The organism is Psychrobacter sp. T6-5, assembly GCF_052258485.2.
In the GTDB taxonomy this organism is placed as follows: Bacteria; Pseudomonadota; Gammaproteobacteria; order Pseudomonadales; family Moraxellaceae; genus Psychrobacter.
Genome location: NZ_JBQQEY020000001.1, coordinates 1,696,178 through 1,713,284 on the forward strand (window position 1 = coordinate 1,696,178; position 17,107 = coordinate 1,713,284).

The following is a 17,107-nucleotide window of genomic DNA, read 5'->3' on the forward strand; positions in this document are numbered from 1 at the left end:
GGTGTATTTCTTCGTGAATTGTGCGTGCACCAAAAGTTAGCAGCTGCTATTGCAGTGATTAAAGGGATTTAAAAACTTGTAGCTATCTATAAAGAGATACTAATATATAAATGGATATAACCAACATGGTTATAAATAAACCCATAAAGCAAATCGGCAACACACCGAAGTATGTTGCCGATAAAAATACAATATGAAGAGATGTCTAAGGTTTAATTAAAAAGCAAACTGATCAACATCCATCGTCATGTATGGCTCAACACCTGTGTTGATGCGCTGTGCATAGGTAGTCGTACGTGGTAACAACTTAGCAAAGTAGAATTGAGCAGTTTTTACCTTGGCATCATAGAATGCTTTTTCACCGCTACCGTCTGCAATAGCTGTTTGAGAAACCAATGCCATACGTGCCCATAAATAAGCCAAGGTCACATAGCCACTGAAATACATGTAATCAACCGCCGCGCCGCCTACTGCTTGTGGATCCTGAGCCGCTTGCTCACCGATTTCTTTCGTCAGCTCACCCCATTGCTTAACGTGCTGCATAAGCGGTTCGATAAACTGAGTCATTTCTGCATTGTCTTTGTTGGTCTGACAAAAATCTGTAATAACTGTAGTGAAGTTCGCAAGTAGTTTGCCTTTTGAAGCCAAGACTTTACGACCAATCAAATCGAGTGACTGGATTTGAGTCGTACCTTCATAAATACAAGAAATCGTCGTATCACGTACGTTTTGCTCTAAACCATATTCTGTACAGAAACCGCTACCACCCATGACCTGAACGCCATGACCCGCTGCTTCTAGACCTGTTTCAGTTAAGAATGCTTTACCAATTGGCGTTAAGAAAGACAGCATCTGATTGGCGTATTCTTGCGCTTCGCCATCACCTTTGGCGACAATATCAGCAAATTGAGACATATAACCAATCAGCGCGCGTCCACCTTCAGCAAATGCTTTCATGGTCAATAACATATCACGGACCGCAGGGTGAACAATAATAGGATCTGCTGGTTTTTCAGGGGCTTTAGCGCCGTCTAAAGAGCGGAATGCCAAACGATCATTTGCAAAGGCAAGGCCGCCTTGGAAAGCAAACTGAGCCGCGGTAACGCCTTGAATCGCAGTACCAATACGCGCCACATTCATGAAAGTAAACATCGCATTCAAGCCACGGTTTTCTTCACCAATCAAGTAACCCGTCGCGCCGTCATAGTTCATCACACAAGTAGCAGATGCTTTAATACCCATTTTGTGCTCAATAGAACCACAAGATACCGCGTTACGCTCACCTAAGCTTTCATCATCATTAACGTGGAATTTTGAGACCACAAATAAAGACAAGCCTTTAGTGCCTTCTGGCGCATTTGGCAGACGAGCTAGAACGATATGAATAATGTTCTCAGACATGTCGTGCTCACCAGCTGAGATCCAAATCTTGCTACCTTTGATGTTGTAGGTACCATCATCATTAGGTTCCGCTTTCGTACGTACTTGGTTTAAGTCCGAGCCACATTGAGGCTCAGTCAAACACATAACGCCAGTCCATTCACCAGAGATTAACTTTGGCAAATATTTTTGCTTTTGCTCAGCAGTACCGTGGTGCTCCAGCGTCGCCATACAGCCTTCAGACAGACCAGGATACATGCCAAATGACCAGTTAGCCGTACCCATAAACTCGGAAATTGCTGAGTTCAACGACATAGGCATATTTTGCCCACCAAACTCTTCTTCCGCTGTTAATGAAGTAAAGCCAAGCTCACAATACTGCTTATAAGCTTCTTTGAAGCCCTTAGGTGTGGTCACTACGCCATTTTCGAAATGACAGCCTTCAGCGTCACCACTTTGATTCAATGGCGATAGCTCATTTTCTGCAAAGCTTGCGGCTGTTTCTAGATAGCTATCTACAATGTCTGCTTCAATATGAGCATAATCACCAATATTTTGATAATGAGTGGTACTGTCTAGAAGCTCATGCATGACAAATTTCATATCACGAATAGGGGCTTTATATTGCATGGTATCCTGTCCTTTTTAGAATATAGTTGATGATAATCAATAGCGAGCATAGGGTTGCACTATAGTGCCCAAATTTTGCTCACGTCAATCTGGTGAACCTATATGAATAAAAATAGGTAATAACGAAAATTAACAAAGTCATCGATTATACAAAATAGCATTGAAAATAATGGTGATTGCTAGAGTCAGCTCGAGAAGTCATAAGCTCTAACAAATTCACTATAAAAGATAGGCTTTCATAGGCGATTATACAAGTTTGGTGACAGCACTGATAAGTCATGAACCTATCTTGCATCGGTTATACAATCGACGTTAGGCGCAGTTTGCATCGTTAATAACTCTATGAAAAAGCTAGCGATACAAGGCAGAATCTATCCCTCAAATTATTGGATATAAAATAAAAGGCAATATCGACCAAACAAAGAAAAACCGCTTTTAGAGCAAATGCACCAACAAGCGGTCTTGTGATATTTAGCAAACGTTAGTATTTGATAGCCACCCAATGCATGAGTGTGTCAAGCCCAGCCATGATGGAAGGGCAAATATCAAGACATCTATGATTGGACAGTATACTGTTTGACCAGCATTTCAGTGGCAACATCAGCGGGCACAGGTTTGCCAAACCAATAGCCTTGTCCATTTTTGCAACCCATGGCCAGTAACACATCGCGCTGCTGTTCAGTTTCTATACCTTCTGCCACTACATGCATGTCTAGAGCATCTGCCAAGTCTAGAATGGCTTTTACAATGGCATGCTGAGTACGGTCGGTATCAATTTTTGAGATAAAGCTCTTATCAATTTTAATAAAATCAAAGGGGTATTCTTGCAGGTAACTCAAGGATGCATAGCCCGTACCAAAATCATCTAAGGCAAGACAGACACCCAATTCTTTGAGGGCGTTGAGTTGTTTTCTGACATCATCATGGCGCTGAATCAAAGAGGATTCGGTCACTTCGATATGCAACTGACACGCTGCAATCTTGTGCTGTACCAATAGGCCGCTCACCATATCAAAAAATTCAGGATGACTAAATTCAGCAGCATCAGCATTGATACAGATGTGCTGACAAAAACCTTGCTGTCGCCATTCAGATAACTGGTTAGCAATCTTGTTAGCCATCTGTGAAAACAGCTCAAACGAGAGCTTATGGGTCAAAATAGCATCGATAAAATGTTTTGGTTTTAGTAGACCGCGAGTAGGATGTTGCCAGCGAACTAGCGCTTCAAATCCCGTAATTATTCCAGTATCTAATAAGAATTTTGGTTGATAATACGGTATGAACTGTCCTTCAGCCGACGCTGCTCGAAGATCAGCTTCTAACTGTAGGCTACCTGAAGTGGCTTCCTCAATCGTTTTGTCATACCAACGGATATCATCGCCGCCGTGTTTTTTGACATACTGTAAGGATTTTTCTGCTTTGGTCAGTAAGCCTGTTACCTGAGCATCGTTTTTAGGAAAGTAACTGACGCCAACAGAGACATGGCAATAGATATGAGCATCCGTTGCCGCGTTCTCATTCATAGTGAAGGGTATCTCGCACATTTGCATGAGCGTATCTAGCTGATGACGCACCATATTGCCATCTTTGCATTCAAACAGTAATGCAAAATCATCACCACCAAAGTGAGAAAAGCAGCGTAAATTTTCTAGCTCGAGGGTTTTGACTCGCTCTACAAAGCTCTGTATCAATGAGTTAACGCCATCAGAACCCAACAAGCTTGCAAGATTACGATAGCGGTCAATATTTAAACGTACAAGGACAACTTCTTGATAGGTATCTAATAAAATATCACTGGCCTGACTTAAAAATACTTTGCGATTAGGCAATCCAGTGAGCTGATCGTAGTTGAGTAAATGTGCGACCTGCTTTTGATCTTTAACAACCGACGACATGTCACGTACCATGCCAACATGATAAACAGCTTGCTCGACACAAATCTTACGATAAGTCATATGGCAATCGATAGTCTCTCCATAGCGATTGACCATTGAAATATCAAATTCGTAAAAACCATGCTCGATCAAGTTTTTCTTAATGGCCTTTAAGATAAGCTGCTCTTCTTCTGACAAAAATTCAGCCGCGTAAATACCGAGTGGACGACCGACCAAAAATGACTCTTTATAGCCAATCATAAGCTCATAACTGGCATTGACAGATAGATAGCGTAAATTGCTATCTAATACAAAAACAGCATCTTCGATCTGCTCACACAGTTGGGCCATGAGTTGCTGTTTAATCGATATTGGAATGGGGTCAAAGTTGCTCATAATAATGTCTCACAAAAAATAAAGGCTTATAAAAAATAAGTACTGTGATTCAATTTACTAAATTAGAACTAAGATCACTTTTGATTCTACACAATATAAAACAAAAGTTCTATTTTAAAATGTCTATAAATGATAGTAAATCTCATTACTAATACTAATTTTAACCATACAAAGCGAGTAAAGTAGTCAATGCAACCACCGGTGCTGTCTCTGTACGTAATACCCTACTGCCAATTTGCCAAGGCATAAAACCTACAGATTCTGCTTTTTGACATTCATCGTCACTGAGACCACCTTCAGGACCAATCAATAGTTCAATATAAGGAGAGTCTTGCTTGAGAACCGAGGCCAGTTTCTCGGGTTTAGCAGGTTGTCCTGCTGCAGGCACACTCATCTGCATACGTAGATCCGCGGTTTTTTGTAGCACCTTATAATAAGTGTCTTGACTGAGTGTGGAGACGATAGGACTGACCATCGTTGCTGTATTCAAAGAATCAGAATGGTTTAGCCATTCATTGATAGATAGTGGGGCAAGGATCAAAGGAGGACGATTGAGACCGCATTGCTCACAGGCGGCGATAGCGACTTGTTGCCAGTGAGCCAGTTTTTTGTCAACTTGGGCAGGTTTTAGATTGACCTCACCATGATGACTGCTGAGTAACTGTATGGCAGTTACACCAAGCTCTGTTGCTTTTTGAATCGCGTAATCCATACGCTCGCCGCGACTCATTACTAAGCCAATTTTGCTAATAACAGGCGCCGTGCGATCATCGTTTAGATGAGTGAGTAAGGTAGCGGTGGCTTTTTTCTTACTGATCGTTTGCAGCGCTACTTGATACTCACCACCAAGTCCATCGAACAAGATACCTTGATCGCCGATATTGGCACGCAGCACTCGGCACCAATGATGGACGATGCTGTCTGGCAACTCAACGTCGCTCCCTAGAGGTAGATCACCCAGCTTAGGTAAAGGCATAGCATCAGAATTGTCGTTATTAATGGCATAAAAAAAACGTCGCACGTGGTCTTATTCCTATTATTTGATTGGGAGCGTTTATTATCGGGTCCATAGAATATCACTTGAGCTATCTAAAGGCATGGCTTTTATGATAATTATTGTTCAGCGGAGTCACTTTATCTATAGATAATACTATCGCACAGTGAAGCAAAAATAAAAAAGTAATTAAGATGAAATGTATCTTATAAAATATAAAAGGTAATAGCCCAAAATTTTTCCAATAAAAAACTGGCACTCCTAAGAGCGCCAGTTGAAAATCAATCAATTAGATTTGTACTTAAATATCAATAACTAGGCGGTTAAGCTCAGTGCTTCAACCAAGCGTCTGTTTGGCTCGACTTTGTTCATGCTATAAAAATGCATGGCTGGCACACCCTCGCTAATCAAGCGCTCACATAAGCGATAAACCACATCAAACCCAAACTCACGAATAGATTTGCTGTCATCGCCAAAGTCGGCTAGTCGCTTACGTACATAACGTGGAATATCAGCGCCACAGCTGTCAGCAAAGCGTATCAGGTTACTAGAGTTAGTGATCGGCATGATGCCAGCTACCAATGGCTGGGCAATAGTATCGATACCGCGTTTTTCTAACGTGTCACGCAAATACAGATAACTGTCTGCATTATAGAAAAACTGCGTAATCGATGCATTGGCACCAGCGCGGTACTTATTCACCAAGTTGTCGACATCAAACTCAAAGCTACGCGCTTGTGGATGCATCTCAGGGTAGGCCGCCACTTCGATATGGAAGTGATCGCCTGAGTGCTCACGAATGAACTTGACCAAATCTACCGCAAATGGCAGCTCACCCATGCCAACCTGACCTGACGGTAAGTCGCCACGCAATGCGACAAGACGTCTGATGCCTAAGCTCTTATAAAACTCAAGCAACTCAGCGATTTCAGCCTTGTCATCACCGATACAAGACATATGCGGTGCAATTTCAGTCTCACCGCGCGCGCTTAGTGCTTGCACGATGTCTAAGGTACGGCTACGAGTTGAGCCACCCGCACCGTAGGTCACCGAAAAATACGCCGGTGACAACTTATTTAGCTCATCATAAGTACTGAGAAGCTTTTCGTGACCTTGCTCGGTTTTTGCAGGAAAGAACTCAAAGGAGAAAGCGGGCTTACTCACAGTCAGGCTCCTTTTAGTATTTATAAGCGTCAGGTTTGAATGGACCTTCGACAGGCACACCCAAATATTCAGCTTGCTTTTCAGTCAGCTTGGTTAGTGTACCGTTGAAGCCTGCAACCATCGCAGCGGCCACTTCTTCGTCCAACTTCTTAGGCAATACTTTTACGTACAAGTTATCAAAGCGCTCGTCAGTCGGTAGATCAGCGAATTTTTCTTCGAACAGATACATCTGTGCCAGTACTTGGTTGGCAAATGAGCCGTCCATGACGCGTGATGGGTGACCAGTAGCATTACCTAGGTTTACTAGACGACCTTCAGCAAGTAAAATCAAATAATCGTTTTCATCATCTGAGCGGAAAATTTGATGAACTTGTGGCTTGATCTCAACCCAGCGCCAGTTATCACGCATAAACTGTGTGTCGATTTCTGTATCAAAGTGACCGATGTTACAAACGACTGCACCAGGCTTAAGGGCTGCTAGCATATGACGGTCACAAACGTGATAGTTACCAGTCGTGGTGACAATCATGTCAGTGTCTTCAAGTAAGCGTTTATTGATGCTGTCTGCGCCGCCAGTGTTGTCACCGTCGATGTATGGTGATAAGACTTCAAAACCGTCCATACATGCCTGCATGGCACAGATAGGGTCAACTTCTGAAACACGTACGATCATACCTTCTTGCCGTAGGCTTTGCGTGGAGCCTTTACCTACATCACCGTAACCGATAACTAAGGCACGACGACCAGCAAGGAACATGTCGGTAGCACGTTTGATAGCGTCATTTAAGCTATGACGGCAACCGTATTTGTTGTCGTTTTTCGATTTGGTCACTGCATCGTTGACGTTGATGGCTGGTACTTTTAGCGTGCCTTTATTCAACATCTCAACCAAACGATGCACACCAGTGGTGGTCTCTTCTGAGATACCATGGATGCTATCAAGCATTTCTGCATAATCATTATGAATCAAAGCAGTCAAATCACCGCCGTCATCTAAGATTAAGTTAGCATCCCAAAGCTGACCTGATGCTTCGCCACCAACGTGGATTTGTTGACGTAAGCACCACTCGTACTCTTCTTCCGTTTCGCCTTTCCAAGCATAAACAGAGATGCCAGCAGCAGCAATAGCAGCAGCAGCATGGTCTTGAGTTGAGAAAATATTACATGAAGTCCAACGTACTTCAGCACCTAGCGCGACAAGCGTCTCGATAAGAACCGCAGTCTGAATGGTCATATGAATGCAGCCAGCGATTTTCGCGCCTTTAAGCGGTTGATCGGCTTCGTAGCGGCTACGCAAACCCATTAGGGCAGGCATTTCGGCTTCAGCAAGCGTGATTTCACGGCGACCGTAGTCAGCAAGACTGATGTCGGCGACTTTATAGTCAGTGAAAGAGGGGTTGATCGTATGGGCAGATGGGGTGTTAGACACTGCGTCCATAATATGCTCCTATCAGTGGTTAAGGTATGATAAAAAGAATAAAAACGCAGGTGCCGTTATTTGCGCTGTCAATAATCAGTGAAATAATTATTAACAGTTACCGAGCCTAACATAAGGGCTGAATAGTGGATCTTTGAATATGAACACAACTATTGATACTTATGGCGCAACACCTCTCGGAGGTCGTTATTGTAATAGATGAGTCATGAATTGTCACCTGTTGGATAACATAAATAGCTGACGGCTTAGGTTCATAAGGTGTTGGACGGAAAGATATAGACATAAAAAAGGCCATCGATGGATGACCTTTTTTATTTTGAGCTCAGAGAGTCTGAATAGTGCTAAGAGACACTTAGTACCAGTTATAGGTCAGGGATGTGAAGAAGTTGGTGCCATCGGTGTTATAGCCAGGTAAAGTCACATATTTCTTATTGGTAATATTGTTTAAACGTGCCGTCATAGATAGGTTGTCAGTCAGTTTATAGTTGCCACTAATATTCAATAAGCCGTAAGAATCAACCAATTGGGAATCTGTATTGGCGCCACCACTATAATAATCGCCTACGTATTGATACTCAGCACGGATATCTACGCTTGGTAAGCGATAGCCCAAATATACTAGACCTTTATGTTCGGGACGAATAGAAAGATAATTACCATTGTAGTTAATAGGATTGCCAAAGTAATCGACTTTACCAGTGTAATCACTATTATCCGTTGCTTTTTGATAGTCATAGCTTAAACCAAAGAGATAGTTATCCATGTTCCAGTCAGAGGTTAGGGTAACGCCCTTAATTTTTGCTTTATCAACATTGATGTTTTTGCCGTAAGGGTATTCAACAGTATTGATACCATCGCTAGCAATCAGTTCTTCAACCTTGTTGTTATATCCAGTAAGACGAGTAGATTGAGTTTGGTTAATATACTCGATAAAAGCCTCATAGTTATCACTAGTCTCTGGCTTTAAGTTTGGATTACTACCCCAGCTGGCTGGACCATATAAGTCATTAAAAGTAGGCGCTCGATATCCTTTAGCGTAGTTAGCACCTACACGAAATTCTGGGTTAAGGTGGTAGGCTGCACCTAAGTTGTAAGTAGTTTTGCTGTCAAAGTCCGAGTAATCATCGTATCGTACATTTGCTTGAGCATCGATATTATTATGTGATACTAAATAACCTAAAAATCCGCTTTTAATTTTACGGTCGTTGGTAGTATATACATTTGATTCTAGCTCTTGATTTAAGTATTCAGCTCCTATAATGGCTTTACCAATCGGTAGGTCTTGAGCTCTTACTAAGTTTATCTGTTGCTGATTAGTATCGTATTTGCTGCCATTTTTTGAATCAGTCTCATAGGTTATTGATTCATCAATGCTATAACCGTAAGTTAATTTAGTATTGCTATTGTCGTTAGTGTGTTCGAGATAGGCACTAGCAGCACCATTATTTTGATCGGAGAAAGCATGTTTTAGAGCAGGGGCGCTAGTATTGTAATCATCATAAGCGTCAATATCAGTAGTTGATTTTGAATAAATACCATTGACTCCTAACTTCAAATTATCATTAATTTTTTGGTTAAATGATATGCTGTAATTATCGCTTTTAAATCCATCGTCATCTGTTTGAGCAGGCAGGTTACGTGGTAGTGTCGCATTATAGCCGTCCGTTTCGTTATGACTCGCTGATAAGCTTAAGGTTGTACCTGTTTGGTTTGCAAATTGTGCACTGGCACCATACAAATATTCGTCATGTGACCCTGCACCAACCGTCACTGAAAAATTGGTTCTGTCAACGTTCGTGCCTTTCGTAAATACTTGAATCACGCCGCCCATAGCATCAGCGCCATAGATGCTTGATCCAGATGCGCCGTATAGAATTTCTATACGATCAATTTGATCAGCAGGTAACAAGCTAAGAGTTGCACCACCTGTACTCAGGGAGCTGTAACGGACTCCATCAATGAGTACCAATATTTGTTTGTTATTATATCCGCGCATATAAAAGTTTGAAGTAGTACCAGGACCACCATTTGTGTAATAGCTTATTCCAGGTTGATGCTTAAGTACTTCGAGGGCACTTTGACCTTGATAACGTTGCAGCTCTCCGCTATCAATGACGCGAGTTTGTGCAATCACGTTACTGGTTTTGGTAGGCGTACGAGTCGCTGTCACGACAATTTTGTCAAGCTCAACTTGTGGCATCTCGCTATCGTTAGTATTGGTTGCCTCAAGGGTCGCCGCCATTGCTGTGTTGACTGCAAATAAACCAAGTGCGCTTAAGATACTTAGGCGAAGATAAGTACGTGAAGGTGAACGTGATAAAGACATGATCGATTCCAAAGTAATCAAATTAAAAAATGCAGACATAAGAAATAACTATTAAAACGTAAAAGGTGTCAAAAATTACAAAAAACAGTATATAAGCAAAACTGCGCTCATTATCTACAAAAGTTCCGCCTTTATAAACCACTTTAACCTAATGTTTCTTCACGGTAGGATGAATATAATTCATGATGAGATGCTAATTATTCATTAGAGAGCTACTTTTTTATTAATGCCTATCATTTTCAGTACACGGAAGAGATTGCACAGAGCGATAAAAATAGCTGACTCACACAGTTAACGACAAAAACCTATAATCAAAAGCACTGCTGTTATAAATAATTGTTATCATAGTGCGGATATTATGTGTTCTTCATTGTGCCACTCATAAAGTTAAGAGGTTTGTTTTGTCTACTCAGCATAATCTGACTCCCAGTACCGCGTTCCCTTCATCGAACTCTACTCTTAAGATACCACTTGCGGTCGTAATGCTTTTGCTGGCGATGATGTTAAGTATTGTGTTGCCAAAAACCGCTTTTGCTGTTGATGCTGGTGCGCTTGGCGTTGGCGGTGATAGTAGTGAGGAGACAGTAGCTACACCTTTACCTGATTCATTTGGGCGAGATACGCCGCGTCATACCGTACAGGGTTTTATCAGTGCGCTGGGCGAAAACGACTACTTGCTGGCAAGTAACTATCTCAATTTATCCAAGTCCGATAACCCAACGACTGTCGTACGTCAGTTTAAACAAGCGCTCGATGCGGGTGGGCGATTTCAGCCTGATTTGCAAATCAGTAATACCCCTGAGGGCAATCTCACCGATCAATTACCACCAAGTCAAGAAAATGTCGGTGTGATTAACATCGGTGAAAAAAGTGTGTCGTTGTTACTAGAAAGAGTGGTCTCTAAAGAGAACGAGCAGTATTGGCAGTTCTCAAGTGAGACGCTGAGTTCTATACCGGAAGTGATAGAAAACTCAGAGCCTACCTTGGTATCGCGCTATACGGTGGATTCATTAGATGGCAAAAAGCTCTTTGGTTATCAGCTGGCTGATTTGGTCGCTGCGCTATCCATGATTGTGAGTAGCTTTGTCCTCACTTATATCGCAGTATGGCTGTTATATCATCTATTGAGAATTGTTTATCCTCGTGTGCGCGGCGTGCCTTTGCCATTACCTGACAAAGTGATACTGCCGCTTTCTGTGGTCATTATGGCGCTGATCTTATCTGAAGTGATGGTCTATGCAGGCGTGTCCGTCACGCTGCGCGAACCAGTCAATCGCTTTACTGATATTGCTTCTTGGCTCGCGCTAACTTGGCTGCTATTACGAGTTATTGATGCGATATTTACTCGAGCGGTTAATCTAAGCTATAAGAAAAACTATACTGAGCGTGTCTCAATCTTGGGACTGATGCGAAAAGTCGTTAAAGCGCTACTCTTAATATTTGCGGTCATTGTCATTTTTGGTAATTTGGGTTTTGACTTAACCACAGGTATTGCCGCACTGGGTGTGGGTGGTTTGGCATTGGCACTAGGTGCGCAAAAAACCATTGAAAACCTTGTTGGTAGTGTCGTAGTCGTCGCGGATTCACCAGTACGTATCGGTGATTATTGCAAATTTGGCACTTATGAAGGCACTGTTATTGACATCGGTATTCGCTCATCACGTGTGCGCACATTGACACGGACTGTTGTCACGGTGCCAAACGGTGATTTTTCCTCGATGCAAATTGAAAACTTTACCTCGCGTGATATGTTCCGCTTCTTTCATCAGTTATATCTGAAGCGCACTGCGGATATCGATGTGGTCTTCAAGATGGTCAAAGACTTAGATGAGTTTTTAAATGAGCATTACTTGACCAACCAAGAATGGAATCAAGTTAATATTTTAGAGCTACGCCAAGACTGCTATGTCATTCAGCTACAGGCATATATCAATGCCAATGATGTGATGGAGTTTTATGATAAGCAAAACGTGGTATTCGTTGATGTATTAAACCAAGTCGCAAAATATGATGTCGAACATGCATTGCCAACCCAGCAGCTGATCGTCAATCAAGCTGAGCTTGAACATCATATGGAAAACAATACTACTGAAACAGAGGATGATGCCTCAGAAGACCATAGCGATACGAATAGCAATGAAACAAATGTCAGTTTAGAAGACGATGATAATAATTCTGACGGTGTGAATATCAACAAAGACACCGACAATGCTAAAGATGATATGGCAAATAACCAAAAGTCATCTATGGCAACTGTCAGTAGAAAGGGTGCGCTAAAAGCGCTCAAACACAAAAGTCGTATGCTAAGAAAAAGCAAATTTAAGCATACCAAAAATAAATTTAGCTTGTCTATATGGAATCAGCCTTAGAAGTGTTTTTTCCATACAGACAATTATGCTGCACGGTCAGCTATAAAGGTACTGCGGTTTTATTGCGTAATAAGCCGTAGTATGACCAAAGCAGTAAGCTGGCAGCGCTGCGATACGGTGACCAGTGCTGAGTGAGGTTTTTGAGCTGCTTGGGCGTTGGGCGCTCTGCTAAGCCTAGCAACTCCATCGCCGCAACCTTAATGGCTAAGTCATCGACAGCAAGCACGTCTGCGCGTTTTAAAGAAAAGAGCAAGTACATCTCAGCGGTCCAGCGGCCGATGCCCGTAACAGCGGTAAGTGTCTGTATCACTTCTTCATCAGGCATATTTTCTAAAGCCATAAAATCTATATCATGATTGACTAAAGAGCGGATATAGCGAGTTTTTTGCTTAGACAATCCATGAGCTTTTAAGGCCTCGTCAGTTGCTTCATCGATTTTATGCGGCGTTGTCAACGCTGCATCAACCAACCGCTTCCAGATACTTGCCGCAGCGGCGACAGACAGCTGCTGACCAACCATCGCTCTCATTAATTGCTCAAACCCACCTGCATTGTGCCTAAGATCAGGTAGACCAACCTGCTCGTAGATAGCAGCAAATTTCGGTTCGATAGCAACTAATGCGGTGATGTTTTCCTGTAGTGCTTGTTTATTTTCAATGGTTTTGATACTCATAAGGACTTCGCTTGACTAATTAAACAGTGCTCGAATGAATCCAATAGTAAAGGGTAGGAGGCACATATTAAAGGGAAAATCGTTAAAGATTGATATACGAGTTATAGATAAAAAAAGGACTGCAAATAAGCAGTCCTTTTTTTATTTAATAGAGTTGTCATCAACGATGACTTCTATTCGCCATCTGCTTTCGGTTTTTTAAGCAGTACCAATACCGCACCATTGCCACCATCCTTTGGCGGCGCAGAGCAAAACGCCAATACTTCTGGCAATTGGCGTAACCAGCCATTGATACAGGTTTTTAGAATCGCTTCGCTACCTTTACCATGGACGATTTTTACCATGGTTTCATTTTTTTGCTTCGCTTGGCTTAGCAGTTGCGTCATGGCGTCACGTGCTTCTTCTATCGTGCAGCCATGGATATCTACCGCATCGTACCAACGCAACTTACCTTTTTTAAGCTGGTCAAAGATTTTATTTTGCAGTGTAGGCTGCTTATATGACAAATAGGCTTCAGCCGCGACAGGGTTTAGTAGGGCTTGCATATCTGACAAGCCTGCGCCTAAATCGCTGGCTTCACTACCTTGAGCGGCCGCACGTTTTGATAGGGTTGCTGCATCAGGTTTACCTGCTCTTGCCGTGCTAGTAGGTGAGCGTACGTTTTTGTCTTCTAGCTGACTGACACCATGCATAGCTTGCATGAACAGCACTTTATCATCGTCAACATGTTCACTGTCTAGCTGCTTGACGGTCTTTTTCACTTGTTTTTGAGTCAGTAATGACACTGGCTCAGTGGGCTTTTGGTTTTCACCTTCAGGTGAATTAGTATCACGGCCTTTACTTAATTGGCCTTTTAATTCTTTGAGCTGGTCTTGCATTTCTTTTGAAAACAGAGAGTTTGACATAAAAGTTAACGTATCGTTGATTGATGAATGAAAGGTTGAGTCATTTATAGGGTAAATATTTTATTCAAGCTATCTGATTCTATTGAAGCTTGAATTATTGAGTTACTTTACTCGTCTACTGCGACGCCCGCAAGTAAGGATTGTAACGCTTGTCCCGGATGATCGGTTTTCATAAATTGCTCACCGATTAAAAAGTGCTGAATATCATGACTTAGCATAAGACGAATATCACCACTGCTATGAATGCCGCTCTCGGTCACGATCAATGGCTTTTGATCGGCATTATCAGCATCAGTAGAGAGTGCTTCGATTAAGATATTTTTTAAATCGAGTGTGGTTTGTAGGTCAACGTCAAACGTGTTTAAATCACGATTATTAATACCGTAAATATTGTGCGCTGAGCGTGGTAGCTGTAGCGCCCGCTCAAGCTCAGACTGTGTATGCACTTCTATCAACACATCCATGCCAAGCTCAATACTTAGCGCATGCAACTCTTTTACTTGCGTGTCATCTAAGCAGGCCATAATGAGTAAGATACAGTCAGCACCCATTAAGTAAGATTGATATATTTGATAGACATCAATCATAAAATCTTTGCGAAGTATCGGTAAGCTTGAGACATTTGCCGCTTGAATAAGATAGGTATCATCGCCCTGAAAATAATCGCGATCAGTCAGTACTGATAGACAGCTTGCGCCCGCTTGCTCGTACTGCTGAGCAAATAGAGCAGGGGTAAAATCGTGATTAATAACGCCTTTAGATGGCGAGGCTTTTTTGATTTCAGCAATGATGCCAACACCATTGTTTTCAGTGCTAGCAGCCTGTAATGCGTCAGCAAAACCTCGGCGCGGTTTGTTATCAGCTGCGACTTGCGCTTTTAAGTCTTCAAGAGATAGCGCCGCGCGAGCTGCTTTTACTTCTTCTACTTTGGTTGCGACAATGCGCTGTAGTACCGAAGGTATGTCTGAATGAGTTGTGGTCATGCTGTTATCCGAATATTGTTAAAGGTAAATAGGCAGTGATATATAGTTTTGCACTGTATTGGTGCGTATAAATCAACCCTCAGTCACTAGCTGCTGCGTGTATTTGGCCAAAGACTCAAGCTTGAGTAAAGCATCACCATTTTGGATAATTTTTTGAGCTCGGCTAACGCCATTAGGATAGTTGCTGGCAAGTCCGGCGGTGTATATTGCCGCACCTGCGTTCAAAGCAATCATGTCGCGGGCTTTAAGTACAGCACGGTCATGGGTATCATCACCAGATAGAGCAGCGCGGATCAGTGCAAGGCTTTGCTCTGGAGAGTCGACATCTAGACCAATCAGGGTTTGCGATTCGATACCTGCATCTTCTGGCATTATCTCATAAACGGATATTTCACCATCTTTTAGTTCAGCAACTGTGGTCGAGGTTGCTAGACTGATTTCATCCAGCCCATCTTTTGCGCCCACGACCATGACATGCCGTGCGCCTAGGTTTTTCATGACTTTGGCAATTGGCTCACAGAGCTGTGCGGTAAAGACACCAATAACTAAATTGGGCGTACCAGCAGGGTTGGTTAGTGGGCCTAAAATATTAAAGATGGTACGCGCTTTTAGCTCACGGCGTACAGGATTGGCATAACGCATGGCACTGTGATGGTTGGGCGCAAACAAAAACCCAACCCCTTCGTTCTCGATACAATCTTTTGCTTGTTCTGGAGTCAGCGCAAGACTGATGCCTGCTTGCTCAAGCAAATCTGAGCTACCAGATCTGGTTGAGACACCGCGATTACCATGTTTGGCAACTTGTGCGCCAGCCGCCGCGACAACGAATGCCGATGCAGTCGATACGTTAAATAAATTGGCACCATCACCGCCAGTACCAACGATGTCGACCAAATAGTCACAGTTTTTTGGCTCAATATTGGCAGCTAGCGCACGCATCGCACTGGCTGATGCGGTGATCTCATCGATCGATTCACCTTTCATACGTAGACCTGTCAAGATAGCGCCCATCATCGCGTCGCTACATCTGCCTTGCATGATGATCAGCATCACTTGATACATCTCGTCAAAGGTCAAATCGATGTGCTGAAAGATTCTACTCAAAGCTGTCGTCAATAATTGGTGTATTTGAGCGTCAGACAGTTTTGCAATACCCTCTGGCGTGTGATCTTCTTCTATTTTTGTCGTACTCATGATGATCTCGCTTATGATTATTTTTTGTGTGAATCTGTTTTTTATGTAAATCTGTCTATGATTTGAGATAGAGTCATGAAAGCAGGCTCTTAAGCCAAAACTAGCCTACCTGTGGTAGCGCATCTGATGCCAGTTTTGCCAAGCCATAAGTGTGTAAAAAGTTATTAAGTAATTGATAACCTGCTTCGCTCAAAATGGACTCAGGATGAAACTGGACGCCCTCTATGGCAAGTGTCTTGTGGCGTATACCCATGATCTCTTCGATACTACCATCAACATTCTGCGTCCATGCGGTCAGCTCAAGGCAATCTGGCAGGGTACGCTTATCGATGACAAGTGAATGATAGCGTGTGACTTGCGATGGGTTTGGTAATCCGGCAAATACGCCTTGGTCATTATGATAGACGGCTGATAATCGTCCGTGCATAACTTCACCTGCTTTGACGACTTGTCCACCAAACGCCTGCCCAATCGCTTGATGACCCAAACAAATACCAAGTATTGGAATAATACCTTTCAATGTCTCGATAACTTCGAGCGAAACACCCGCACGATCAGGGTCGCATGGACCTGGGCCAATAACAATCACCTCCGGTGCTAACGTTCGAATCTGCTCGATAGTGACTTGATCATTACGCCAAACAGTGATGTCCTGCTGCAATTCACCGAAATACTGTACGATATTGTACGTAAAGCTGTCGTAATTATCGATCATCAAAATCATGAAGGTTTCAACTTATCAGTTTTATTCTATTTGTAATAGGGGATATATGCCTACCGT

At 42.6% G+C, this 17,107-nt stretch carries 12 protein-coding genes; 1 reads left to right on the plus strand and 11 read right to left on the minus strand.

All coding sequences use genetic code 11. The annotated features are described in order from the left end of the window. Positions 1 to 216 precede the first annotated feature (216 nt). The 6 genes from ACTXGK_RS22015 to ACTXGK_RS22040 all read right to left on the minus strand — a co-directional run bounded on the left by ACTXGK_RS22015 (position 217) and on the right by ACTXGK_RS22040 (position 10,202). Positions 217 to 2,010 carry an acyl-CoA dehydrogenase C-terminal domain-containing protein gene (locus ACTXGK_RS22015; RefSeq protein ID WP_443516901.1) on the minus strand — a complete coding sequence of 598 codons (1,794 nt, stop codon included), beginning with the start codon at positions 2,008 to 2,010 and terminating at the stop codon, positions 217 to 219. Between the two features lie 554 nt (positions 2,011 to 2,564). Further along, positions 2,565 to 4,280 carry a sensor domain-containing protein gene (locus ACTXGK_RS22020; protein WP_443516899.1) on the minus strand — a complete coding sequence of 572 codons (1,716 nt, stop codon included), beginning with the start codon at positions 4,278 to 4,280 and terminating at the stop codon, positions 2,565 to 2,567. Positions 4,281 to 4,440: 160 nt separating this feature from the next. Then, the gene (locus ACTXGK_RS22025; RefSeq protein ID WP_443516898.1) at positions 4,441 to 5,301 is read right to left on the minus strand and encodes a 16S rRNA (uracil(1498)-N(3))-methyltransferase; all 861 of its coding nucleotides are present in this window, start codon (positions 5,299 to 5,301) and stop codon (positions 4,441 to 4,443) included. Positions 5,302 to 5,589: 288 nt separating this feature from the next. Continuing rightward, positions 5,590 to 6,438, minus strand: coding sequence for a methylenetetrahydrofolate reductase [NAD(P)H] (metF, locus tag ACTXGK_RS22030; RefSeq protein ID WP_443516896.1), 849 nt, complete (start codon positions 6,436 to 6,438; stop codon positions 5,590 to 5,592). A gap of 13 nt (positions 6,439 to 6,451) precedes the next feature. Further along, on the minus strand, positions 6,452 to 7,876 hold the full coding sequence (ahcY, locus tag ACTXGK_RS22035) for an adenosylhomocysteinase (RefSeq protein WP_443516894.1): 1,425 nt from the start codon (positions 7,874 to 7,876) through the stop codon (positions 6,452 to 6,454). Positions 7,877 to 8,228: 352 nt separating this feature from the next. Further along, on the minus strand, positions 8,229 to 10,202 hold the full coding sequence (locus ACTXGK_RS22040) for a TonB-dependent receptor plug domain-containing protein (RefSeq protein ID WP_443516892.1): 1,974 nt from the start codon (positions 10,200 to 10,202) through the stop codon (positions 8,229 to 8,231). A 482-nt stretch (positions 10,203 to 10,684) separates the two neighbouring features. Between ACTXGK_RS22040 and ACTXGK_RS22045 the strand changes: the two genes are divergently transcribed. Further along, entirely contained in the window at positions 10,685 to 12,571 is a 1,887-nt protein-coding gene (locus ACTXGK_RS22045; RefSeq protein WP_443517230.1) for a mechanosensitive ion channel family protein, read from the plus strand. A 40-nt stretch (positions 12,572 to 12,611) separates the two neighbouring features. Here ACTXGK_RS22045 and ACTXGK_RS22050 read toward each other — a convergent pair whose 3' ends face one another. The 5 genes from ACTXGK_RS22050 to ACTXGK_RS22070 form a co-directional block, all read right to left on the minus strand. Beyond that, positions 12,612 to 13,244, minus strand: a complete 633-nt coding sequence (locus ACTXGK_RS22050) for a DNA-3-methyladenine glycosylase family protein (RefSeq protein WP_443516890.1) — start codon at positions 13,242 to 13,244, stop codon at positions 12,612 to 12,614. 173 nt (positions 13,245 to 13,417) lie between these two features. Next, positions 13,418 to 14,149 carry a Smr/MutS family protein gene (locus ACTXGK_RS22055; RefSeq protein ID WP_201598726.1) on the minus strand — a complete coding sequence of 244 codons (732 nt, stop codon included), beginning with the start codon at positions 14,147 to 14,149 and terminating at the stop codon, positions 13,418 to 13,420. 107 nt (positions 14,150 to 14,256) lie between these two features. Further along, the gene (gene trpC, locus ACTXGK_RS22060) at positions 14,257 to 15,132 is read right to left on the minus strand and encodes an indole-3-glycerol phosphate synthase TrpC (RefSeq protein WP_443516888.1); all 876 of its coding nucleotides are present in this window, start codon (positions 15,130 to 15,132) and stop codon (positions 14,257 to 14,259) included. A 72-nt stretch (positions 15,133 to 15,204) separates the two neighbouring features. Next, on the minus strand, positions 15,205 to 16,326 hold the full coding sequence (trpD, locus tag ACTXGK_RS22065; RefSeq protein WP_443516886.1) for an anthranilate phosphoribosyltransferase: 1,122 nt from the start codon (positions 16,324 to 16,326) through the stop codon (positions 15,205 to 15,207). A 100-nt stretch (positions 16,327 to 16,426) separates the two neighbouring features. After that, positions 16,427 to 17,050, minus strand: coding sequence for an anthranilate synthase component II (locus ACTXGK_RS22070; RefSeq protein WP_443516884.1), 624 nt, complete (start codon positions 17,048 to 17,050; stop codon positions 16,427 to 16,429). Between the last annotated feature and the right edge of the window lie 57 nt (positions 17,051 to 17,107).